Source organism: Streptomyces sp. NPDC059874, from assembly GCF_042731135.1.
Taxonomy (GTDB): Bacteria; Actinomycetota; Actinomycetes; order Streptomycetales; family Streptomycetaceae; genus Streptomyces.
In genome coordinates this window covers 13787-35462 of record NZ_JBHWJY010000088.1, presented here as the reverse complement: position 1 = coordinate 35462, position 21676 = coordinate 13787, and the positions used below count along the sequence as shown (strand labels likewise).

At 73.1% G+C, this 21676-nt stretch carries 24 protein-coding genes and 1 tRNA gene; 10 read left to right on the top strand and 15 right to left on the bottom strand.

What is annotated here, in order from left to right; genetic code table 11:
• Positions 1 to 248 precede the first annotated feature (248 nt).
• From ACFV9H_RS34515 to ACFV9H_RS34500, 4 genes are read right to left on the bottom strand one after another with little or no spacing between them, the layout of a single operon-like run.
• On the bottom strand, positions 249 to 1406 hold the full coding sequence (locus ACFV9H_RS34515; RefSeq protein WP_385406291.1) for an acetyl-CoA C-acetyltransferase: 1158 nt from the start codon (positions 1404 to 1406) through the stop codon (positions 249 to 251).
• A 20-nt stretch (positions 1407 to 1426) separates the two neighbouring features.
• Positions 1427 to 2041 (bottom strand): TetR/AcrR family transcriptional regulator, encoded by a 615-nt coding sequence (locus ACFV9H_RS34510; protein WP_385406288.1) that lies wholly within the window; start codon positions 2039 to 2041, stop codon positions 1427 to 1429.
• A gap of 15 nt (positions 2042 to 2056) precedes the next feature.
• The gene (locus ACFV9H_RS34505) at positions 2057 to 2842 is read right to left on the bottom strand and encodes an SDR family oxidoreductase (RefSeq protein ID WP_385406286.1); all 786 of its coding nucleotides are present in this window, start codon (positions 2840 to 2842) and stop codon (positions 2057 to 2059) included.
• Positions 2839 to 3984 carry an acyl-CoA dehydrogenase family protein gene (locus ACFV9H_RS34500; RefSeq protein ID WP_385406283.1) on the bottom strand — a complete coding sequence of 382 codons (1146 nt, stop codon included), beginning with the start codon at positions 3982 to 3984 and terminating at the stop codon, positions 2839 to 2841. The genes ACFV9H_RS34505 and ACFV9H_RS34500 overlap by 4 nt, the downstream gene beginning before the upstream one ends.
• A gap of 46 nt (positions 3985 to 4030) precedes the next feature.
• Between ACFV9H_RS34500 and ACFV9H_RS34495 the strand changes: the two genes are divergently transcribed.
• The 3 genes from ACFV9H_RS34495 to ACFV9H_RS34485 are packed head-to-tail and all read left to right on the top strand — an operon-like array spanning position 4031 to position 7001.
• Positions 4031 to 4876 carry an enoyl-CoA hydratase gene (locus ACFV9H_RS34495; protein ID WP_385406280.1) on the top strand — a complete coding sequence of 282 codons (846 nt, stop codon included), beginning with the start codon at positions 4031 to 4033 and terminating at the stop codon, positions 4874 to 4876.
• A complete protein-coding gene (locus ACFV9H_RS34490) occupies positions 4873 to 6018 on the top strand; it encodes an acyl-CoA dehydrogenase family protein (protein ID WP_385406278.1) in 1146 nt (381 codons plus the stop codon). Before ACFV9H_RS34495 ends, ACFV9H_RS34490 begins: the two co-directional genes overlap by 4 nt.
• On the top strand, positions 6018 to 7001 hold the full coding sequence (locus ACFV9H_RS34485) for an acyl-CoA dehydrogenase family protein (protein ID WP_385406275.1): 984 nt from the start codon (positions 6018 to 6020) through the stop codon (positions 6999 to 7001). Before ACFV9H_RS34490 ends, ACFV9H_RS34485 begins: the two co-directional genes overlap by 1 nt.
• Here ACFV9H_RS34485 and ACFV9H_RS34480 read toward each other — a convergent pair.
• Together ACFV9H_RS34480 and ACFV9H_RS34475 are read right to left on the bottom strand one after the other, a co-directional pair.
• Entirely contained in the window at positions 6983 to 7339 is a 357-nt protein-coding gene (locus ACFV9H_RS34480) for a DUF2568 domain-containing protein (RefSeq protein WP_385406272.1), read from the bottom strand. The two genes, ACFV9H_RS34485 and ACFV9H_RS34480, sit on opposite strands and share 19 nt — an antisense overlap.
• Before the next feature lie 55 nt (positions 7340 to 7394).
• Entirely contained in the window at positions 7395 to 8117 is a 723-nt protein-coding gene (locus tag ACFV9H_RS34475; RefSeq protein WP_385406270.1) for a class I SAM-dependent methyltransferase, read from the bottom strand.
• A 134-nt stretch (positions 8118 to 8251) separates the two neighbouring features.
• Here ACFV9H_RS34475 and ACFV9H_RS34470 point away from each other — a divergent pair, with 134 nt between their 5' ends.
• Positions 8252 to 8716: a hypothetical protein gene (locus tag ACFV9H_RS34470; protein WP_385406268.1), complete on the top strand. Its 465-nt coding sequence runs from the start codon at positions 8252 to 8254 to the stop codon at positions 8714 to 8716.
• Between the two features lie 21 nt (positions 8717 to 8737).
• Here ACFV9H_RS34470 and ACFV9H_RS34465 read toward each other — a convergent pair whose 3' ends face one another.
• Together ACFV9H_RS34465 and ACFV9H_RS34460 are read right to left on the bottom strand one after the other, a co-directional pair.
• Positions 8738 to 9097, bottom strand: coding sequence for a hypothetical protein (locus ACFV9H_RS34465; RefSeq protein WP_385406265.1), 360 nt, complete (start codon positions 9095 to 9097; stop codon positions 8738 to 8740).
• Positions 9098 to 9301: 204 nt separating this feature from the next.
• Positions 9302 to 9853 (bottom strand): hypothetical protein, encoded by a 552-nt coding sequence (locus ACFV9H_RS34460; protein WP_385406263.1) that lies wholly within the window; start codon positions 9851 to 9853, stop codon positions 9302 to 9304.
• A gap of 83 nt (positions 9854 to 9936) precedes the next feature.
• Between ACFV9H_RS34460 and ACFV9H_RS34455 the strand changes: the two genes are divergently transcribed.
• A tRNA-Trp gene (locus tag ACFV9H_RS34455) sits at positions 9937 to 10008 on the top strand.
• Between the two features lie 4 nt (positions 10009 to 10012).
• Here the strand turns inward: ACFV9H_RS34455 and ACFV9H_RS34450 are convergent.
• The 3 genes from ACFV9H_RS34450 to ACFV9H_RS34440 are packed head-to-tail and all read right to left on the bottom strand — an operon-like array spanning position 10013 to position 12747.
• A complete protein-coding gene (locus tag ACFV9H_RS34450; protein WP_385406261.1) occupies positions 10013 to 10888 on the bottom strand; it encodes an alpha/beta hydrolase in 876 nt (291 codons plus the stop codon).
• On the bottom strand, positions 10885 to 11616 hold the full coding sequence (locus ACFV9H_RS34445) for an SDR family NAD(P)-dependent oxidoreductase (protein WP_385406258.1): 732 nt from the start codon (positions 11614 to 11616) through the stop codon (positions 10885 to 10887). Before ACFV9H_RS34445 ends, ACFV9H_RS34450 begins: the two co-directional genes overlap by 4 nt.
• A gap of 3 nt (positions 11617 to 11619) precedes the next feature.
• The gene (locus ACFV9H_RS34440; protein WP_385406256.1) at positions 11620 to 12747 is read right to left on the bottom strand and encodes an LLM class flavin-dependent oxidoreductase; all 1128 of its coding nucleotides are present in this window, start codon (positions 12745 to 12747) and stop codon (positions 11620 to 11622) included.
• A 98-nt stretch (positions 12748 to 12845) separates the two neighbouring features.
• On the opposite strand from ACFV9H_RS34440, the gene ACFV9H_RS34435 reads away from it, so the two are divergent.
• Complete coding sequence (locus ACFV9H_RS34435) at positions 12846 to 13475, top strand: PadR family transcriptional regulator (RefSeq protein ID WP_385406302.1); 630 nt, start codon at positions 12846 to 12848, stop codon at positions 13473 to 13475.
• Here the strand turns inward: ACFV9H_RS34435 and ACFV9H_RS34430 are convergent.
• Positions 13385 to 13924 (bottom strand): flavin reductase family protein, encoded by a 540-nt coding sequence (locus tag ACFV9H_RS34430; RefSeq protein WP_385406253.1) that lies wholly within the window; start codon positions 13922 to 13924, stop codon positions 13385 to 13387. The two genes, ACFV9H_RS34435 and ACFV9H_RS34430, sit on opposite strands and share 91 nt — an antisense overlap.
• 97 nt (positions 13925 to 14021) lie before the next feature.
• Between ACFV9H_RS34430 and ACFV9H_RS34425 the strand changes: the two genes are divergently transcribed.
• Genes ACFV9H_RS34425 through ACFV9H_RS34410 form a run of 4 tightly spaced genes read left to right on the top strand, consistent with a single transcriptional unit; the run spans position 14022 to position 18323 of the window.
• Complete coding sequence (locus ACFV9H_RS34425) at positions 14022 to 15599, top strand: FadD3 family acyl-CoA ligase (protein ID WP_385406250.1); 1578 nt, start codon at positions 14022 to 14024, stop codon at positions 15597 to 15599.
• Positions 15596 to 17047: an acyl-CoA dehydrogenase family protein gene (locus ACFV9H_RS34420; protein WP_385406248.1), complete on the top strand. Its 1452-nt coding sequence runs from the start codon at positions 15596 to 15598 to the stop codon at positions 17045 to 17047. The genes ACFV9H_RS34425 and ACFV9H_RS34420 overlap by 4 nt, the downstream gene beginning before the upstream one ends.
• Entirely contained in the window at positions 17044 to 17772 is a 729-nt protein-coding gene (locus ACFV9H_RS34415; RefSeq protein WP_385406245.1) for a VWA domain-containing protein, read from the top strand. The genes ACFV9H_RS34420 and ACFV9H_RS34415 overlap by 4 nt, the downstream gene beginning before the upstream one ends.
• 35 nt (positions 17773 to 17807) lie before the next feature.
• Positions 17808 to 18323, top strand: a complete 516-nt coding sequence (locus ACFV9H_RS34410) for a pyridoxamine 5'-phosphate oxidase family protein (RefSeq protein ID WP_385406243.1) — start codon at positions 17808 to 17810, stop codon at positions 18321 to 18323.
• Here the strand turns inward: ACFV9H_RS34410 and ACFV9H_RS34405 are convergent.
• The 3 genes from ACFV9H_RS34405 to ACFV9H_RS34395 form a co-directional block, all read right to left on the bottom strand.
• Complete coding sequence (locus ACFV9H_RS34405; protein WP_385406241.1) at positions 18316 to 19608, bottom strand: glycoside hydrolase domain-containing protein; 1293 nt, start codon at positions 19606 to 19608, stop codon at positions 18316 to 18318. The genes ACFV9H_RS34410 and ACFV9H_RS34405 overlap by 8 nt on opposite strands.
• Positions 19609 to 20306: 698 nt before the next feature.
• Positions 20307 to 21386: a hypothetical protein gene (locus tag ACFV9H_RS34400; protein ID WP_385406238.1), complete on the bottom strand. Its 1080-nt coding sequence runs from the start codon at positions 21384 to 21386 to the stop codon at positions 20307 to 20309.
• Positions 21383 to 21610 (bottom strand): hypothetical protein, encoded by a 228-nt coding sequence (locus ACFV9H_RS34395; RefSeq protein WP_385406236.1) that lies wholly within the window; start codon positions 21608 to 21610, stop codon positions 21383 to 21385. Before ACFV9H_RS34395 ends, ACFV9H_RS34400 begins: the two co-directional genes overlap by 4 nt.
• Positions 21611 to 21676 lie beyond the last annotated feature (66 nt).

Here is a 21676-nt window from a genome sequence, read left to right as displayed (position 1 = left end):
GCAGGACGAGCGCGCAACCATGGCTCAGCAGCCGGGATGACCCTCAGTGCGCGAGGACGAGGAGACGCCCCGGAGGGACACCGCGGACCAACCCGACAGGGCAAGACCCCGCCCGCGGGAACCAACCCAGCCCCGCCGGCGATTGAGGCGCGGGGCGGACCCGAGGGCCGAGATCCCGCCCGGGGGGACCGTCTCAGCCCCGCCGGCGATTGAGGCGCGGGGCACGGGGGCAGCGCACCCGCAAAGGGCTACAGCCGCTCGATGATCGTCACGTTGGCCTGCCCGCCCCCCTCGCACATGGTCTGGAGCCCGAAGCGCCCCCCCGTGCGCTCCAGTTCGTGGAGGAGGGTGGTCATCAGCTTGACCCCCGTCGCGCCCAGCGGATGCCCCAACGCGATCGCGCCGCCGTTGACGTTGACACGGTCGGGGTCGGCTCCGGTCTCCTTCAGCCACGCCAGGACCACCGGCGCGAACGCCTCGTTGATCTCCACCAGGTCGATGTCGGAGAGGGACATGCCGGTCTTCTTCAGCGCGTACGCCGTCGCCGGGATCGGCGCGGACAGCATGCGGATCGGGTCCTCGCCCCGTACCGAGAGGTGGTGGATGCGGGCCCGCGGCCGCAGGCCGTGTTCGCGGACCGCGCGCTCGGAGGCGAGGAGCATCGCCGCCGCGCCGTCGGAGACCTGGGAGGACACCGCCGCCGTGATGGTGCCGCCCTCGACCACCGGCTTGAGGCCGGCCATCTTCTCCAGGGTCGTGTCCCGGCGGGGGCCCTCGTCCACCGTCACGTCCCCGTACGCCACCGTCTCACGCGAGAACCGCCCCTCGTCGATGGCCCGCAGCGCCCGCTGGTGGGAACGGAGCGCGAACTCCTCCATGTCCCGGCGGGTGATGCCCCACTTCTCGGCGATCAGCTGCGCGCCGTGGAACTGGTTCACCGGGGCGTCGCCGTAACGGGCCCGCCAGCCTTCCGAGCCCGCGTACGGCCCCTCGGTGAAGCCCAGCGGTTCGGCCGCCTGCCGCGAGGCGAAGGCGATCGGGATCATCGACATGTTCTGGGTGCCGCCGGCGACCACCAGGTCCTGGGTGCCGGACAGGACGCCCTGCGCCGCGAAGTGCACGGCCTGCTGCGAGGAGCCGCACTGGCGGTCCACCGTCACCCCCGGCACCTCCTCCGGCAGGCCTGCCGCCAGCCACGCCGTCCGCGCGATGTCGCCCGCCTGCGGCCCGACCGTGTCGAGGCAGCCGAACACCACGTCCTCCACGGCGGCCGGGTCCACCCCGGACCGCTCGACCAGCGCCTTCAGGACGTGCGCTCCCAGGTCGGCGGGGTGGACGGCGGACAGGCCGCCCTTCCGCCGCCCCACCGGGGTGCGTACCGCTTCGACTATGTAGGCCTCGGGCATCGGATCTCCTCTGAAATGGGTCAGGTGCGTAGGGCGATCCCGTCCAGCACCATCGACAGGTACTGGCGGGCGATCTCCTCGGGGCTGTGCTGTCCGCCCGGCCGGTACCAGGACGCCGCCACCCACACCGTGTCGCGCACGAAGCGGTACGTGAGGCGGATGTCGAGGTCGGCGCGGAAGACCTTGGCCGCGACCCCCCGCTCCAGCGTCCCCAGCCAGGCCTTCTCGAACTTCACCTGCGAGTCGGACAGGTAGTGGAAGCGGGGCTGCGCGGAGAGGGTGCGGGACTCCTTCTGGTAGATGGCGACGGCGGCACGGTGCCGGTCGATCTCCCGGAAGGACTCGGTGACGAGGGCCTCGATGGTCTCCCTGGGGCCGAGACCGGCGTCGAGGACGGTGTCGTAGCCCTCCCACAGCTCGTTCAGGAAGGCGGAGAGGATCTCGTCGAGCATCGATTCCTTGGAATCGAAGTGGTAGTAGAGGCTGCCGGCGAGCATTCCGGCGGCGTCGGCGATCTTGCGGACGGTGGTGGCGTTGTAGCCCTGCGCGGCGAAGACCTCGGCTGCGGTGTCGAGGAGTTCGCGGCGCCGCTCGGGTGAGGCCGTCACCTGCGGCTTCTTCTTGTTCGTTGGCACGCGTCCATTCTCGGCCTACGCGTGCTGGCTGCTGACCGACACCGTCTCGCCCGTCATGTACGACGAGTAGCCGCTGGCCAGGAAGACGATGACGTTGGCGACCTCCCAGGGCTCGGCGTACCGGCCGAAGGCCTCGCGGGAGGTGAGTTCCGCCAAGAGCTCCTCGCTGGTGACCTTCACCAGGTGCGGGTGCATGGCCAGGCTCGGGGCGACCGCGTTGATCCGTACGCCGAACTCGGCGGCCTCCAGGGCGGCGCAGCGCGTCAGCGCCATCACCCCGGCCTTGGCGGCGGCGTAGTGGGCCTGGCCGGTCTGGGCGCGCCAGCCGATGACGGAGGCGTTGTTGACGATGACCCCGCCGCCGGCGCCGGCGGCCTTGAAGGACCGCATCGCGGCGCGGGTGCAGCGGAAGGTGCCGTTCAGGGTGACGTCGAGGACGCGGGACCACTGTTCGTCGGTCATGTCGACGAGGGCGGCGGTGCCGCCGAGGCCGGCGTTGTTGACGACGATGTCGAGGCCGCCGTGGTTCTGTTCGGCGAGCGCGAAGAGGGCTTGGACCTGCTCCTCGTCGGTGACGTCGCACGGGAGGGAGGTGACGCGGTCGGCCCCGAACTCGGTGGCCAGCGCGTCCTCGGTCTCCTTGAGCCGGCGGGCGTGGGCGTCGCTGATGACGATGCGGGCGCCCTCTTCCAGGAAGCGGCGGGCGGTGGCTCCGCCGATGCCGGCTCCGGCGGCGGCGGTGATGACGGCGGTGCGATCCTTCAGCAGGTCGTGGCCGGGGACGTAGGTGGGGGTGTTCACGCCCGTACCTCCTTGGGAAGGCCGAGGATCCGCTCGGCGATGAGGTTGCGCTGGATCTCGTCCGAGCCCGCGTAGATGGTGTCGGCGCGGGAGAAGAGGAAGAGCCGCTGCCGGTCGTCGAGGTCGTACGGGTCCCCGTGCGCGCCCGCCGCGAGGAGCGAGGGGGCGCCGCAGACGTCCATGGCGAGTTCGCCGAGGTCGCGGTGCCAGCGGGCCCAGTACAGCTTGGCCACGGAGGGCGCCGCGGGGCGCAGTGCGGTGGCGCGCATGGTTTCCAGGCCGATCCAGGCCTGCACGAGCCGGTCGCGGATCAGCGGGTCGGCGATGGCGCCGTTGGTGCGGGCGAGTTCGGCGAGGGCTTCGAGTTCGCGGCGGAAGCCGACCTGCTGGCCGAGGGTGGAGACGCCGCGTTCGTAGCCGAGGGTGGCCATGGCGATGTTCCAGCCGTCGCCGGGGGCGCCGACGACGTGGGCGGCGTCGGTGCGGGCGCCGTCGAAGAAGACCTCGTTGAACTCGGAGGTGCCGGTGAGCTGCACGATGGGCCGGACCTCGACCCCGGGCTGGTCCATGGGGACCAGCAGGTAGGAGAGGCCGGCGTGGCGGCGCGATCCCGGTTCGGTTCGGGCGACGACGAAGCACCACTGGGCCTCGTGGGCGAGGGAGGTCCAGGTCTTCTGCCCGTCGACCACCCACTCCCCGTCGTGGAGGGCGGCGCGGGTGCGGACGTTCGCGAGGTCGGAGCCTGCGTCGGGTTCGCTGTAGCCCTGGCACCACAGCTCCTCCACGGCCCGGATGGGCGGCAGGAAGCGGCGTTTCTGCTGCTCGGTGCCGTGGGCGATGAGGGTGGGGCCGAGGAGCTGTTCGCCGATGTGGTTGACGCGGGCGGGGGCGTCCGCGAGGGCGTACTCCTCGTGGAAGGCGATCTGCTCCTCGATGCTCGCGCCGCGGCCGCCGTGTTCGACGGGCCAGCCGAGGCAGGTCCAGCCGTGGGCCGCCATGTGCCGTTCCCAGGCGAGTCGTTCGGCGAAGGCTTCGTGCTCCCGGCCCGGTCCGCCGCGGCCCTTGAGGGCGGCGAACTCGCCGGTGAGGTGGGCCCGTAGCCAACTCCGAACCTCGGTGCGGAACTCCTCGACGCTGCTCATGGGCGTACGTTAACCTACCAAACACTTGTTAGGGAAGGATGCAGGGATGCCCGACGACACCCCCGTGCTCTACGAGCGCCGCGGCCCGGTCGCGCACGTGACCATGAACCGCCCCCGCTACCGCAACGCGCAGAACAGCGCGATGACGTACGCCCTCGACGACGCCTTCTACCGCGCGGCCGACGACCCCGAGGTGAAGGTGGTCGTCCTGGGCGGGGCCGGCGAGCACTTCTCCGCCGGGCACGACATCGGCACCCCGGAACGCGACGCCCATCTGCCCTTCGAGCGGCGGGCCGGGCTGTGGTGGGACCACTCGGGGCGCTCGGGCGCCGAATCCCGCTTCGCCCGCGAGTCGGAGGTGTACCTGGGGATGTGCCGGCGCTGGCGGGAGCTGCCGAAGCCGGTGATCGCCTCGGTGCAGGGAGCCTGCGTGGCGGGCGGGCTGATGCTGGCCTGGGTCTGCGACCTGATCGTGGCGAGCGATGACGCCTTCTTCGCGGACCCGGTCGTCCGGATGGGCATCCCCGGCGTCGAGTACTTCGCGCACCCGTGGGCGATGCCGCCGCGGATCGCGAAGGAGTTCCTGTACACGGGCGACCGCATGCCGGCCCGCCGGGCGTACGAGATCGGCATGGTCAACCGGGTCGTGGAACGAGCCCAGTTGGGCGCCGAGACCGACCGGCTGGCCCTGCGCGTCGCCGAAATGCCGGGGTTCGGCCTGGCCCTGACCAAGCGGGCCGTCAACCAGGCCGAGGACCTCCAGGGCCTGCACACCGGCATGGACTCGGTCTTCGGCCTGCACCACCTGGCGCACGCCCACAACGCGGAGACGGCGGCGGACTCGCTCGGCGGCGTCAACATCGCCGCCATGAAGGAGGCGAACACCCGATGAACCTCGACCACGCACCCGATGTGGGGGCCTTCCGGGCCGAGGCCCGCGCATGGCTGGCCGCCCACGTGCCCGCTGCTCCCCTGCCCTCCCTGGAGACGGAGGAGGGCTTCGCCGCGCACCGCGAGTGGGAGGCGCGGCTGCACGCGGACCGCTGGGCGGTGGTGTCCTGGCCCGAGGAGTACGGGGGCCGGGGCGTCGACATCGTGAAGTGGCTGGTCTTCGAGGAGGAGTACTGGGCGGCGGGCGCCCCCGGCCGGGTCTCCCAGAACGGCATCAACCTGCTGGCCCCCACCCTCTTCGACCACGCCACGGCCGAGCAGCGGGCGCGGGTGCTGCCCTCCATGGCGAGCGGCGAGGTGATCTGGGCGCAGGCCTGGTCGGAGCCGGAGTCGGGCTCCGACCTGGCCTCGCTGAAGTCGCGGGCGGTGCGCACGGAGGGCGGCTGGCTGCTGTCCGGGCAGAAGACCTGGTCCTCGCGGGCCGCCTTCGCGGACCGCGCCTTCGGCATCTTCCGCACCGACCCGGACGCCCCGAAGCCCCACCAGGGGCTGACGTACCTGATGTTCGACCTGAGGGCGCCGGGAGTGACGGTGCGGCCCATCGGCCGCCTCGACGGCAAGCCCGCCTTCGCGGAGCTCTTCCTGGACCAGGTCTTCGTACCGGACGAGGACGTGATCGGCGAGCCGGGTCAGGGCTGGCGGATCGCGATGTCGACCACGGGCAACGAGCGGGGACTGACCCTGCGCTCCCCCGGCCGGTTCCTGGCGGCGGCCGACCGGCTGGTGTCCCTGTGGCACGCGGCCGGTGACCCCGCCGACACGGCGCTGCGGGACCGGGTGGCGGACGCGGTGGTGGGGGCGCGCGCCTACGAACTGTTCACCTGGGCCAACGCCTCCCGCTTCGCGGCGGGCGAGACCATCGGCGCCGAGTCCAGCCTGAACAAGGTGTTCTGGTCCCGGTACGACATCGCCCTGCACGAGACCGCCCTGGACCTGCTCGGCCCGGACGCGGAGCTCGCGGACGGCGAGTGGGCCGAGCCGTGGGTCTTCTCACTGGCCGGGCCGATCTACGCGGGCACGAACGAGATCCAGCGCGACATCATCGCCGAGCGGCTGCTCGGCCTCCCGAAGGGCCGCCGCTGATGCGCTTCCTGCCGACCGACGAGCAGTCGGACTTCGCCCGTACGCTGCGCTCCCTGCTCGGGGCGGCCGAGGTCCCGGCGGCGGTACGGGCCTGGGCGGCCGGCGAGCACGGCCCCGGGCGCTCGGTGTGGGCCCGCCTCGCGGAGACGGGCCTGTTCGCGCTGGCCGCGCCGGAGGCGTACGACGGCGCGGGCCTGCTGCCGCTGGAACTGGCGCTGGGCTTCGTGGAGCTGGGGCGGGCGGGGGTGCCGGGGCCGGTCGTGGAGAGCGCGGCGGTGTCCGTACTGCTCTCCGAGCTGGGCGACGAGGCCCTGGCGAAGCGTTTCCTCCCGGGGCTGGCCGCGGGCGAGACCTCGGCCACCCTGGCCCTGCCGGGCGGCAGCCCGTACGTCCTGGACGCGGACGCGGCGACGTACTGCTTCACGGTGTCGGCGGCGGGCGAACTCCACCTGTCCCGGGAGGTCGTGGCCGAACCCCTGGCCTCCCTGGACCCGGCCCGCAGGCTCTCCCTCCCGACGGCCGGGGAGCTGCTCGCGGCGGGCCCGGCCGTCACCGCGGCCGCCGAGGCGGCGGGCCGGTGGGCGCGGCTCCTGACGGCGGCCCAGTGCCTGGGCACGGGCGAGGCGCTGCTGCACCGCACGGTCGAGTACGCGAAGCAGCGCACCCAGTTCGGGACCCCGATCGGCTCCTTCCAGGCGGTCAAGCACCGGCTGGCGGACACCCTGCTGGGTCTGGAGTTCGCCCGGCCCCTGCTGTGGGCGGCGGCCCTGTCCCTGTCCCCGGCCGATGTGGCGGCGGCGAAGCTCACGGCGGGCGAGGCGGCGTACGCGGCGGCCATGACCGCCCTCCAGCTCCACGGCGCCGTCGGCTACACGGAGGAGCTGGACCTCTCCCTGTGGCTGCGCAAGGCACGCCCGCTGCGGGACGCCTGGGGCACGCCGTCGGCATGCCGGGCGGAGGTCCTTCAGCCGCGGGTGCGGTGATAGGTCACCAGAGCGGTGTTCACCAGCACGATCCCCCCGAACCACAGGGCCCCGGTCCGCCACCCGAGCGCGTACAGCGCGAGGGCGGCGGCCCCGAACACCACGGCCTTGACCGCGAGCTGGGCCGTAAGCGGGACGGCGTAGGCGGCCTTGGGCGCGGCGAAGGCTCCCCAGAGCACGGCCGCGGCGGCGGGGGCGGCCACGGCGAGTCCTATGGACCAGACCCGGCCGATGTCCCGGGTGTAACCCCACCAGGCGAGGGCGGCGAGGGCCACGAGCTCGAGGAAGAAGGCCACTACGTCGTTGACGCCGTAGAAGACCCGGAGGAAGGAAGTCATACGGCCAACCTCTCCGACCCGGGCCGGAGGCGTCCACTCCGTGGGCGCCCCCTGTTCACATCACGGCGACCCGGAGCGTGACGACGTAGCACTCCTCGACGATGCCGTCCGGGAAGAGGGGCGCCAGCCGGGCGCGTTCGGCGTCGAGGAAGGCGCGCGTGTCGTCCTCGCCGAGCAGCAGGAAGGCGGAGTGGGAGGCGTGGTTGGCGAGGTGCGTGGCGAGGGGGATCCGCCGGGACCACCGCACCTCGCGGGCGCTGACGTCCAGCCCCTCCAGGGACTCGCGATCGGGGAGCCCGGTCACCCCGAAGAAGGTACGGAGCCGCTCGTCCTGCTCGGCGATCCAGGGGACGGTGGTGTCCATGTCGTTCCACCACAGCGCGAGCGCGCCGCCGGGGCGCAGCACGCGGCGGGCCTCGGGGACCGAGTGGGCGGCGTCGGTCCAGTGCCAGGCCTGGGCGTACGTGAGGAAGTCGAACGCGCCGCTCGCCAGCGGCAGCCGGTCCCCGTCCCCGCGCACGATCGGGATGCCCGGGTTCGCCAGCCGGAACTCGGCGGCCATACCGTCTCCGGGCTCCACGGCGAGCACCTCGGCCCCGCGTTCCCGCAGCAGCGCGGTGGCGATTCCGGTCCCCGCGCCCACGTCCGCCACGCGAGCCCCGGTGAGCGACCGCCCGGCGAGTTCCTCGACGGCGTCGAAGAGAGCGGGCGGATAGGCGGGCCGGCTCGCCCGGTAGAGCGCGGCGGCGGCGTCGAAGGAGCGGGCGCGTTTCGTCATGCGGCCATTGTTTTCGATCACGCGGTCCGCGGCCAACGTGGGGAACCGGCAAGGGATGTGATGGCATCCCTGGTGATCGAACGTGATCGAACGTACGACGTACGACGAACGACGCAGAACGAGGTACAGGGAACATGCGAAGCACGACGACCGGGATGATGACGCTGTGCGCCGCGGCGGCTGCGGTGCTGCTCACCGGCTGCGGAAGCGACACCCCCGAGCCGGCCGCCGCCAACGGCAAGCCCGCGGCCTCCCAGAGCCCCGCCCCCGCGTCCTCCGCGCCGGCGGCCAAGACCGGCGGCGCGACGCACGAGGTGACCCTGGAGGTCGGGGGCACGGGCAAGACGGCGGTGATGTACAGCGGCATCGGCAGCGGCTTCGAGACGCAGACCCTGCCGTGGACGAAGTCGGGCACCGCCGAACTCACCGCCGCGGAGCAGAAGGTGGGCTACCTGGTGAGCGTGGTCCCGGGCACGATCACGGCCGCCGACGGCAAGCTGGTGTCGGCGCCGTGCACCATCAAGGTGGACGGCAAGGTCGTCGCGGAGAGCGACGGCGTCAAGAACTCGAAGGGCTGCTCGTACATCATCAAGCAGTAGCTCCGGTGCCCGCGGACCGGTTCAGGGGCGGAACTCTCGCACGACCTCGATGCGGCCGACGATGTGCGCGTTGAACTCGTCGAGTTCCTCCGCCGGGACCCACAGCTCCAGGATGGTCTCGCCGCCGGCCTGCCGGACCGGGTACCGGGTCAGGAAGTCCGAGTCGACCTCGAAGCGGGTCACGAAGCCCACGCCGGAGTGCTTGACGTTCCAGTCGCGGGCGATGCGGATCGCGTAGTCCTCGTTCAGCACCGGATAGAAGATCGGCTGCTCGGGCAGGCGCGGCGGCCAGGCCCGCCAGTCGAGGGCACGCACCAGGTCGAGCTCGACGGGGCCGGTCGGGCGCCAGAGGGTGGTCGTGGTCTTGGTCGTGGTGGACATGCGGCGACCCTAGTGCTGTGGCCGGAAAGGTTTGCCGGGGCGCGGTGTTCGGTGCGGTGCATCGCAAGGCGGAGGGCCGCGGCTCGTACCGGACGTACTTGCGCGGTCCGACAACGCGGCGAGGTGCCGTGCCGAGCGCCGTGACCCGGTGAACCTTTCCGGTCACAGCACTAGGGGCTCGGCCGAGGCGTTGACCAGCGGGTTTCAGTCGCGGGGGCGACGCAGGGAGAGCCGGCCCACGATGGCGGTCTGCAGCAGGAGAAGCGCCGCCGTGCCCGCCGCCTCCCAGAGGGGTTCGGTCGGGCGGGGGCCGAGGGACCAGGCAGGGCCGTCGGGGTCCACCGTCACCGTGAGGCGGGCGCCGACGGCGAGGTCCATGGTCACCGGGCCGGGCAGGTCGCGGCCCGCCTCCGTGCGCAGGCGCAGGGAGGGCGAGTAGACGGAGCCGTCCTCCACCATGGTCCGCGAGGCCACCACCGCGACTTCCTCCCGGCCCCGGTCGTGGAGGGTGTGCCCGTCCCAGGCGATCCAGCCGAGCACCGCGATCCCCACCGCTGTGAACGCGACGGCCGTGCGCCCCACGAACTCCGCGCCGGTGCCGTGGGGTACGGCGGCTCCGATGACGAAGACGGTGAGCAGGATCAGGATCCAGAAGCCCTCCGGGCCCTGCAGCAGCAGGATGGCGCCGAACTCCACTGCCAGCAGAAGGCAGTTGCGGAGCAGCGCGCCCGGCAGCCGCCGTATCAGTTCGACCATGGACACATCATGCCCGGGATGCGTTCGGCCCTGAACCCGCGGTGCGGGCCCGTCGAGCCCCTGCATAGGATCGGGCACAAGGGCGGGGCCGTAGCGCAGAGGCAGCGCGCCTGCTCCATCGCAGGAGGACGCCGGTTCGAATCCGGCCGCCCCGCCCCCTTACTCCCGCGCCGCCACCCACTGCGCCGCCGCGCGCAGCGCAGCGGACCCGGCCGGCAGCGGTAGCCCCAGGAAGCCGTGGAAGACGCCCGGGTGGAGCTGGACCGTGCAGTCCACGCCCGCCGCCGCCAGCCGGCGCCCGTACGCGAGGCCCTCGTCGCGCAGCACGTCGCAGTCCGCGAGGACGATCAGCGTGGGCGGCAGGCCCGACAGGTCGGGGGCGTGCAGCGGCGAGACGTGCGGGTGGGCCGGGTCGCCGCCGTACTGGTCCCAGTACCAGGCCATGTGGGCGGCGGTGTGGAAGTGGCCCTCCGCGTACGTCTCCACCGAGGCCGAGGCCATCGACGCGTCGAGCGGCGGATAGAACAGCAGCTGCCCGGATACGAGTTCGGGCGCGCGCAGGGTCGTGACGGCGGCCAGGTTGCCCCCGCTGGAGTCCCCCGCCATCACCACCCGGTCCGGGTCGCAGCCCAGCGCGGGGGCCTGCGCCCGGGCCCAGAGCAGTACGGTCAACGCGTCGTCGGGCGCGGCCGGCCAGGGGTGTTCCGGGGCGAGGCGGTAGTCCGCCGAGACGACCACCGCGCCCGAGTCCACCGCCAGCCTGCGGCAGAGCGCGTCGTGGGTGTCGAGGCCGCACATCACCCAGCCCCCGCCGTGGAAGTACACGACCAGGGGGCGGTCGTCCGCGCCCGGCGCGGGGTCGTAGACCCGGACCGGGACCCCGTCCGCCACCGTGTCGTACACCGAGGCCACGGCCGGGCCCGGCGGCCCGGGTACGGCCGCTGCCCGCAGGGCCGCAGCGTCCCCCGGCGCGGGGAAGCCCGCGGTCATCGCGTCGCACAGCCGCCTGGCCTCCGGTGAAAGCCCGTCGCTCATGCCGTCGTCATCCCGCCGTCGACCGTGAACTCCGTGCCCGTCACGTACGAGGACGCGTCCGAGCAGAGGAAGAGCACCAGCTCCCCGACCTCCTCCGGCCGCCCCATCCGCCGCAGCGGTACGTGCGACCAGTCCCGGCCCGCGACCGCCTCCGCCACCATCGGGGTGTCGATGGCCCCCGGATGTACCGAGTTGACCCGGATCCGGTCCCCCGCCAGGTCCAGCGCCGCCGACCGGGTCAGCCCGCGCAGCCCGAACTTGGTCGACCCGTACGCCGCGTGGCCGGGGATCCCGACCAGCCCGGCCGTGGAGGAGATGTTGACGATCGAGCCGCCCCCGCCCGCCCGCAGCACCGGCGCCACCGCCTGGATGCCGAGGAACGGCCCGAGCAGGTTGACCCGCAGCAGGGTCTCGAACTCTTCGAGCGACTGCTCCTCCACGTGCGCCGTGCGCCACAGGGCCGCGTTGTTGACCAGCGCCGAGACCGTGCCGAAGGCGGACACGGCCGCCGCGACGACCCCGGCCCAGCTCGCCGGGTCGGCCACGTCGTGCCGGACGTACAGCCCCTCGTCGCCCAGTTCCGCGGCGACGGCCCGGCCTTCGTCCTCTCGTACGTCCGTGACGACGACCCGCGCGCCGGCTTCCGCGAAGAGGCGGGCCTCGGCCGCGCCCTGGCCGCGTCCGGCTCCGGTGACGACGACGACCTTCCCTTCGAGGGAGATGCCCATGACTCAGCCCTCCAGTTCCGGTGCGCGGAAGTGCGGGATGACCTTCTCGCCCCACTGGCGGATGGTCTCCAGGCAGGCCTCCTGGGGGACGGTGCCCATCTGGATCAGGCACATCACCTCGTCGACGCCGATCTCGCGCAGCTGCTCGACGTAGGCGATGGCGGTCTCGGCGCTGCCGTAGGCGTGCTCCGCGTTGTAGGTGCCGGTGTCGACGGGCCGCGCCGGGATGTTGGCCTCGTGGAGCTTGGCGACGAGTTCCTCGCGGCCCTTGGCGAGCGCCCCCACGTGGTCCTCGTCCTCCGCGTAGCCGGTCGGTGCGGGGGCGTTGCCGTACCAGTGCGCGATGGATTCGGCGAAGAAGCGCTGGCCGCGGGTGCCGAGCCGCAGCGCGCGCTCGGCATCGTCGAGGACGATGGTCGGGCAGAGGGCGGAGAGGTGGTCGTTGACCTCGCTCGACACGAGGCGCTCGCCGGTGCGGGTCGCGATGGCCTCGTCGTAGACCTTGCGCATCGTTCGGACGTCGTCGGCGCCCGCGAAGCCCATCACCAGGGCGCCGATGCCGAGTTCGGCGGCGAGCTTGAGGGTGTCGTGCTTGGAGCAGGCCATGAAGAGCGGCGGGTGCGGGCCCTGGACCGGGCGGGGCAGGATCGCGCCGGGGCCGATGTCGATGGAGCCGTGCCATTCGAACTCCGGCTCGCGCCAGGCGGCGGAGAAGATCCGCAGCGCCTCTTCCATCTGCGGGTAGGTGTCCTCGGGCTTGACCCCGTACATGGACATCTCCTGCCGGGTGGCGCCGCGCCCGGCGCCGATGTCGACGCGGCCGCCGGAGAGCACGTCGAGCATGGCTGCGCGCTCGGCGACGCGCACCGGGTGTTGGTAGCCGAAGGGCATGGTGACGACGCCGTGGCCGATGCGGATCTTCTGCGTCCGGGCGGCGACCCAGGTCAGGAAGATCTCGGAGGCGCTCATGTGGGCGTACTGGGTCAGCGAGTGGTGCTCGACGGCCCAGATCCGGTCGAAGCCCATCTCCTCGGCGAGGACGGCCTGTTCGACGCAGTCGTGGATGACCTGGCGCTCGCGCTCCGGGGTCGGGTCGACGAGCTGAGCCTCGAAGATCATCGAGAACTTCACGGGGAGATCCCTCCATCCGCAGTTAGGTATTTCGAATAGGAATACTTCTAGCAGTCATACCCCTCGGGGGGAAGGGCGCCGCGGGGACCGGTCGTAGACTGCGCTGCGTGGCAGACGAGACGGCAGGGCAGACGGCAGGGCAGACGGACGGGCGCGCACTCCCCGCGACCAGCTGGGCGGTGCTCGGGCTGCTCTCCTTCGGGGAGGAGCTCTCCGGGTACGACCTGAAGAAGTGGTCGGACTGGTCTCTGCGCTTCTTCTACTGGAGCCCGTCCTTCAGCCAGATCTACAGCGAGCTCAAGCGCCTGGAGAAGGCCGGCTACGCCTCGTCGCGGATGGTCAGCCAGGACACCGGCACGCGCGACAAGCGGGTGTACCGGATCACCCCGGAAGGCATGACGGCCGTACGGGAATGGGCCCGCGAGGCCCCGGTCGACCCGCCCGTGCTCAAGCACGGGCCGATGCTGCGGCTGTGGCTGGGCCACCTGCTGGAGCCGGAGCAGATGCGGGAAGTCCTGGTCCAGCACCAGGAGTTCGCGGAGAAGATGCGCCGTCGGGCGGTGGCCGACGTGGAGGGCGCGAAGGACGAGTCGGCCTGGGCGTACCCGACGCTCACGCTCAAGTGGGCCGAGCGGTACTACGCCTCCGAGCGCGACCTCGCGGCCGCCATGCTGGAGGACATCGAGGCGCTGGCCGCCGGGCGGGCCGAGCGCGGCAAGCGCCCGTAGGCGCGCCGGAAGTAGAGCAGCGGAGGCTCGCCGGCGCGGTGCGCGGTCAGGGCCGTGACCCTGCCGAGCGCGATGGCGTGGTCGCCGCCGTCCAGCACGTCCTCCAGATCGCACTCGACGCTCGCGAGCACGCCGTCGAGCAGGGGCGCGCCGTTGCCGCCGGCCCGCCAGGGGACGCCGGCGAACTTGTCGCCGCCCGTGACCGCGAAGGTGCGGCACAGCTCCCGCTGGTCGGCGGCCAGGATGTTGACGGCGAAGGCGCCGGCGGCCCGGATCTTCGGCCAGGTGGTCGAGGTGCGGGCGGGGCAGAAGCAGACCAGCGGCGGGTCCAGCGAGACGGACGAGAAGGACTGCACGGCCATTCCGACGGGGCGGCCGTCGCGTTCGCGTGCCGTGATGACGGCGACGCCGGTGCAGAAGCTGGACAGGACCGACTTGAGGGTCTCCATGGGAGCTCCAAATATTTCTACTAGGTATATGCCTAACCGAAACACCTGTGATTGGATACCGCCCACGCTCGCTCGTCAAGTAGGGAGGGTTCGTCCGATGCCACCGCCACTGCCCACTACGCTCGCCCGGCTCCCGGACCACGCGGCCACCGCGTACGGGAACCGCGAGGCGCTCGCCGACGGGGAGGTCCGCTGGACCTTCGCCCGGCTGGCCGCCGAGATCGCCGCGGCCGCCCGCGCGGCCATCGCGCACGGCATCCGGCCCGGGGACCGGGTGGCGATCTGGGCGCCGAACAGCCGCCAGTGGATCGCCGCCGCGCTGGGCGCGGTCGGCGCGGGCGCCGTCCTCGTACCGGTCAACACCCGCTACAAACCCGCCGAGGCGGCCGACATCATCCGGCGCAGCGGCGCCCGCGTGCTCTTCACCGAGCGCGGCTTCCTCGGCACCGACTACGTCGACGCCCTGCGCACCTCCGGGGAGGACCTCGGCTCGCTCGGCTCCACCGTCGTCCTGCGCGGCGGGACGGGCCCCGAGTCCTGGGAGGCGTACCTGTCCGCCGGGGAGTCCGTCACCGAGGCGGAGCGGCTCGCCCGCGCCGACCGGATCCGCCCGGAGGACCTCAGCGACATCCTCTACACCTCCGGCACCACCGGACGTTCCAAGGGCGTCATGACCACCCACGGCCAGACGCTGCGGCTGTACGCCTCCTGGTCCGAGCTGGTCACCCTGCGGCCCGGGGACCGGTACCTGCTGGTCAACCCCTTCTTCCACACCTTCGGGTACAAGGCCGGCGTGCTCGCCTGCCTGCTGCGCGGGGTGACGATGCTCCCGGAGGCCGTCTACGACACCGACCGCATCCTGGCCCGGATGGCCGCCGAGCGGGTGACCTGCCTGATGGGCCCGCCGACCGTCTTCCACGGCCTGATCCGGCATCCCGCACGCGCCGCGCACGACCTGTCGGCGCTGCGACTGGCCGGAACCGGGGCGGCCTCGGTCCCCACCGCCCTCGTGGAGGAGATCCGCGAGGTGCTGGGCGCGCCCGACGTCTTCACGGCGTACGGACTGACGGAGTCCGGCGGGGTCGTCTCGGTCTGCCCCACCGACGCCGACGCCTGGACGGTCGCCCGCACCGTCGGCCTGCCGCTGCCCGACACCGAGGTACGGATCGCCTCCCCGCTGGGCGAGGTGCTGGCGGCCGGGGAACCGGGCGAGGTGCAGGTCCGCGGCTACCACGTCACCCCCGGCTACCTGGACGACCCGGCGGCCACCGCCGAGGCCGTGCTGCCGGGCGGCTGGCTGCGCACCGGGGACATCGGCGTCCTGGACGGGCGCGGCTACCTCTCGATCACCGACCGGCTGAAGGACATGTACGTGGTCGGCGGCTTCAACGCCTACCCGGCGGAGGTGGAAAACGTCCTGCTGACCCACCCGGCCGTCACCGACGCCGCCGTGGTCGGGGCACCGGACGAGCGGCTCGGCGAGGTGGGCGTGGCCTACGTGGTCACCGACGGGCCGCCCGTCACGGCCGCCGAGCTGACGGCCTGGGCCCGCGAACGGCTGGCCAACTTCAAGGTACCCAGGCGCTTCCACCTCGTACCGGAGCTCCCGCGCAACGCGGGCGGCAAGCTGCTGAAGACGGAGCTGCGGCGCGCGGCGCGAGGGGAGGGCGCGTGAGCGGCCTGGAATGGACGCCCGAGCAGGAGGAACTGCGGGACGCGGTACGGGCGGTCCTCGCCCGGCATCCCGGCCACGCGGCCTGGGCCCCGCTGACGGCCCAGGTGGGCGCGGCCGCGCTGGCGGTGCCGGAGGAGTACGGCGGCCTGGGCTGCGGGGCGGCCGAGGTCGGGGTGGTCATGGCGGAACTGGGGCGCGCACTGAGCCCCGTACCGTACCTGGGCTCGGCGGTGCTGACCGTCCAGGCACTGCTGGCCTCGGGCGACGAGGAGGCCTGCGCGAAGCACCTCCCCGCCCTGGCGCAGGGCTCCCTGGTGGGCGCGTTGGCCTGGGCCGAGTCCCCTCGCGGGGGGCCGGACGCAGGCGCTTGGCCAAACCCGGGCGCGGGGCAGGGCGCGGGCGCTTGGCCGAACGCGGGCAAGAGCCCAGGCCCGACCCCGGGCAGGGGTCCAGACCCGACCCCAGGCGGGAGCCAAAGCCCGACCCCAGGCGGGAGCCACGGCCCGACCCCGGGCGGGAGTCAAAGCCCGACCCCGAGCGAGGCTCAAGGCCCGACCCCGGGCGGGGGTCAAGGGCCAGGGCCCGGGCCGGGAACCGCCCCTCGCCCGGCGGCGGCGCTCGGGCCGGGGCTCCGCGCCGGTCGTGGGGGTTGGGAGGCAGCCGACATCGCCACCCGGGCCGAGCCGGACGGCGCTGGATGGTTGCTCACGGGCACCAAGCAGTACGTGCTGGCGGGCCCGGCCGAGCCGTCGCTGATCCTGGTCCTCGCCACCATCGGCGGCGCTCCCGGACCCGGTTCCCAGCCCGGCCAAGGCAACGGCACCGGCACCACGCCCGGCCAGGGCAATGGTCGGCTCGGGTTGTTCGAACTCACCGCCCCGCCCGCGGCCTTCACCTCCCGGTCCACCATGGACCGCACCCGCCCCCTCGCGGAGCTCACCCTCGCGCGGACCCCGGCCCGGCTGCTCTCGCCCGACGGCGCCGGAGTCCTGGCCCGGGTCCGGGACCTGGCCTGCACGGCGCTGGCCGCCGAACAGGCGGGGGCCGCCGCGCGGGCGCTGGAGGCCACGGTCCGGTACGCGAAGGACCGCATCCAGTTCGGCCGTCCCATCGGCTCCTTCCAGGCCGTGAAGCACCGCCTCGCCGACATGTACACGGCCGTGGAGTCGGCCCGCTCGATCGCCCTCGCCGCGGCCGCCGCCGAGGCCCCGCCCCACCTGGCGGCCGCCGCCAAGTCGGCCTGCTCGCAGGCGTACTCGTACGTCGCCGGGGAGATGATCCAGCTGCACGGTGGCATCGGCATCACCTGGGAGCACGAGGCGCACGAGTTCTTCAAGCGCGCCCACGGCTCCGCCCTCCTCTTTGGCTCGCCGGCCGAGCACCGGGCCCGGATCGCGACCGAACTCGGCTACGGCCCGGGGCGAGCTGACGTACCCTCGGGCCCATGACGCGCAGTGCGATAAACCTCCGCAAGGTCGAGGAAACGGCTCCCTCGCTGGTGAGCCTCTACAAGAGCGCCGGGGTCTCGCTGCGCAAGCACGGGATGGAGGACGGCCGCGCCGCGGTCTACCTGGTCCTGGACTACTCGGGGTCGATGAAGCCGTACTACGCGGACGGCAGCGTGCAGGCCCTCGCCGACCGGGTGCTGGGCCTGTCCGCGCACCTGGACGACGACGCCCGCGTACCGGTGGTCTTCTTCTCCACCGAGGTCGACGCGGTGGAGGAGATCTCCCTCGCGGGACACGAGGGCCAGGTCACCGAGATCGCCTCCCGCCTCGGCCACATGGGCAAGACGGCCTACCACGCGGCGATGGACGCGGTGATCGACCACTACCTGGACTCGGGCTCGACGAAGCCCGCCCTCGTCGTCTTCCAGACCGACGGCGGGCCGATCAACAAGCTCGCCGCGGAGAAGTACCTGTGCAAGGCGGCGCGCCTCCCCCTCTTCTGGCAGTTCGTCGGCTTCGGCAACACCCGCAGCTCGCAGTTCGACTTCCTGCGCCGGCTGGACGAACTGCCCGTCCCGACCCACCGCGTGGTCGACAACGCGGGCTACTTCCACGCGGGCCTGGACCCGCGCACCGTCCCGGATACGGAGCTGTACGACCGTTTGGTTGGCGAGTTCCCGGCCTGGCTGGCGGCGGCGCGGGCCGCGGGGATCGTGCGCGCCTGACCCCCGACCGCCGGTGCCCGCGCTTTGATGGACCCATGACGCACACCAGCTGGGCATTCTTCGAGAAAGCCGAACCGGAGTTCGCGGCAGCCGTCCAGGCCCGTTTCGCGCAGTACCCGCACCATGTCCTGGCGACCCTGCGCAAGGACGGCTCCCCCCGGGTGGCCGGGCTGAACGTCGACATCCGGGGCGGGGAGCTGTGGCTGGGCATGATGCCGGGCTCGATGAAGGCCAGGGACCTCCAGCGCGATCCGCGGTTCGCCCTCCACACGAACCCGGGCCCGGGAGAGGAGATGCCGGACGGGGACGTACGGATCTCCGGGCGCGCGGTGGAGCTCGTGGACCCACCCGAGCTGCACCGGTACGCGGAGGAGACGGACACCCCGCACCCCTTCCACCTCTTCTACGGCGATCTCACCGAGGTGGTCCACATCGGCGTGGAAGGCGACGAGCTCGTCATCCGCTCATGGACCCCGGCGCGCGGCCTGCACACCATCCGCCGGGGCAACGACGACGAGCCGCCGCGCGAGGACCCGGCGCCGGCTAGCTGAGCGGGAGCGGGATCGGAAGGATGCCGCCGCCCCCCAGTACCGACGGGTCGACGTCCAGCCAATTGCGGTCGATGTTGAGGGTGACCCCGCCGTACGAGGCGTCGTGGTCCCCGCGGAACTGGTGCGCCCGGCGCCGGCCCGACCATTTCCGGGTGCCCTTGGGCAGCCCCATGTCCGCATCCGCCACGGACGCCGCGCCGTTCCAGCGGGCCACCCACAGCACGTCCGGCATGGCGTCGGGGGCCTGGTGGTGGTGGGCGCCGAGCCCCTTGGCACCGGAACTCGCCGACACGTAGGCGCCGGAGCGGTGGCCCAGCTCGTGCAGCCGTACCGTCCAAGCGGTCAGGTAGGCGACGACCGGGGCGTCCCAGGTGGCGCGGTCCGTGTAGTGCTCCAGGTCGTTGTAGAGCACCGTGCCCGCGCCGAGCCCCAGCGAACGGGCGGCGTCGACCGCGCCTTCGGCGGCGGCGCGGCCCTGATCGTTCGCCTCGGAGGGGTCGGTGGACAGGCCGGTGACGGCGTTGTGCCAAGGCTGCGGGCCGACCCAGATGGGCATCAGGTGCCAGCCGGCGTCGGCCTGCCTCTCCACCCAGTCGGCCGTGAGCCGGGGTTGGGCGCAGGCCCGGGCGCGGCCGCCGATGTAGATGCCGACCGCGCCGAACGGGGAATCGGCCCGCCATGTGTCCATGGCCCGCTGGGTCGGGGCGGTGCAGGCGTCGAAGCCCTCGCCGGTGAAGGGCGGTTGGCCCGTACGGGGCTTCGCACCATCGGCCGCCACGGCCGGGACGGCGGCCACGGCGGGGACGGCGGCCACGGTCGCGGGAAGTCCGGCGGCCACGGTACGGGCCCGCGCGAGGATCCCCCGTACGCCGTCGGGCGCGTCCCCGTACGACACGGTGGCCATGAGCCCAGCCCGGCGCAGCGCATACCGCAGCTCGTTGCTGTCGGTACGGGGCACGACCGCGGACAGCCCGCCGACGGTCGGGATGTCGGCGCGTGGTGGGGCCCCGTCGAGGGGTTCGAGGTGCAGGGTGTCGGCACGGCGGACGACGGCCCGGCCGGTGCAGTCGGCCTGGGTGCCGGCGTGGCCGAGGTACAGGGTGGGGACGTCAAGCCGCAGGCACGCGCCGGGCTCCCGGTCCAGGTCGACGACCCGCCAGTTCGCCGGGACGGCGAGCCGGAGCCCGTGGTAGTCGACCTCCCGCGTGTCGACGGCGCCGGCGGTCGGTACGGACATCAGCAGTGCGGCGCCGAGCAGCCCGCTCAGCACGGTTCGGGTGGACATGTGACCCACTGTTACCAGACTGGCACCGCCTCAACTGCTTGGCGCGGCCTCGCGCCTCCTGGCGGGGCCGGGTTTGCCCATGGGCACGGCTTCGCCGCTGGGGCTCCGCCCCAGACCCCGCGCCTCAAACGCCGGCGAGGCTGGAGTTTCCTGGGCCGGGACCGGTCCGGTCGGGGCGGTGCCCCGCCGGAGCATCTCCTCGTCCTCGCGCACTTGGCAGGTGCTTCGACAGGGAGCGTGGTTGCGCGCTCGTCCTGCGGGGACACTCCGGCGTGTCCCCACCCCAACAGCACACTTCCGACCAGGGGTGCGGGGTCTCGGCCGACGGAAGAGCAGGGGCACTCCACGCTCCCGCCCCCCAGGGGCAGGGTTTCGCCCGTCGGGGGGAGCGGGGGCACTGCGGGGCGTCCCCGCAGGACGAGCGCGCAACCATGGCTCAGCAGCCGGGATGACCCTCAGTGCGCGAGGACGAGGAGACGCCCCGGAGGGACACCGCGGACCAACCCGAGGGACGAGACCCCCGCCCGCGGGAACCAACCCAGCCCCGCCGGCGATTGAGGCGCGGGGCGGAGCCGAGGGCCGAAATCCCGCCCGGGAGGACCATCCCAGCCCCGCCGGCGATTGAGGCGCGGGGGCCGGGGCCGTGGGGCGAGACCCCGCCCGCGGGAACCACCCCAGCCCCGCCGGGAGGCGCGCCGTCAGGACTGGTCCTGGAAGGCCGGCAAGGCGAAGATCCGCTCCTTCCCCTCCTCCCCCATCAGCTCGACCAACGGCAGCACCAGCTCCCACAGGTCCCGCTTGTCGACCTCCCTCGCCAGCGCGTCCAACTCCGCGTCGCCCAACGCGGCCGCCCCGTCCGCCACCACCTTCCGCGCATCCTCCGGCAGCACGCCGACCAGCGGCAGGAACTCCCCCCACAGCCCGGTCGCCACGACGGCCCCCACCACCCCGCCCAGCACCCGCGGGTCCCGCAGGGACTCCAGCCGGGCCACCGCCAGCCGGTCCTCCTCGCCGAGCAGGGCGACGAGCGGCAGCAGCGCCTCCCACAGCCCCTCCGCATGCGTCACCCGCACGAGCGAATCGAGATCCGCCCCGTCGAGCCGCGCGGTGAGCTCGGCGATCCGCAGCCGCTGCTCGCCGCCGACCGAGGCGGCGACGGCGAGGGCCTCCTCCCACAGCCCGCCGGCCGCGGCCGCCCGCACCACCGACCCGAGCCGCTCGTCACCCATCAGCTCCAGGATCCGCGGCAGCCGCTCGGGCTGGTCCACGTAGAACCCGGCCTTCAGCACGTCCTCGTCCCGGACCTGCTCCAGGATCCGCCCGAGCACCTGGTCCCGGATGTGCCCGACGAACCGCCCCATGGTGAGGTGGTCGCGCTTCTCGGCGAGCGCGACGGCGATCCGTACGACGAGCCCCTCGTCGAGCCGGTCCACGATCGCGGCGATCTTCCGCGGGTCCAGGTGCGCGCATGCCTCGGCCGTGAACGACACGGGCAGCTTCGCGATGATGTCCGCGGCGCGTCCCGCCTCCAGCCGCCCGGCGACGGCGGCGGCCAGCCGCGGCCCCAGCGCCTTCTGTGAAATCGCCGCGGCGACCCCGGCCGGTACCAGCTTCGTCGCGGCGGCGATCCGGTCGAGCATCTCGGGGGCACCGTCGTTCAGTACGGCGCTCACCTGCTCGCGAAACCTCCGCACGTCCTCCGTCGGCAGCCCCGTGAGGAACCCGAGTTCCTCTTCCCCCAGCAGCCGGGCGACCTTCTCGGCCTCCGCCCGGCTCACCGGAACAGCACCTTCCGCACGGCGCCGCGCGCGAGCGCCGGGACCAGCTTGAGCGCTTCCTCGGCGGCCTCGTTCAACCCGTCGGCCTGTCGCGCCCGCTCGCGGCGCAGCGCGTCGGCCAGCCGCGCCGCGTCCGGCGGCGCGAGCGAGCCGAACGACTCGGGCAGCGCACCGGACCCCGCCCCCAACTCCGTACGCAACCGGGCCAGTTCTTCCGTACTCACGGGCGACCTCCCACACAGCGACGACGGCTCGCCACGAGCGTGGACCCGTATTGACTATTAGTCAAT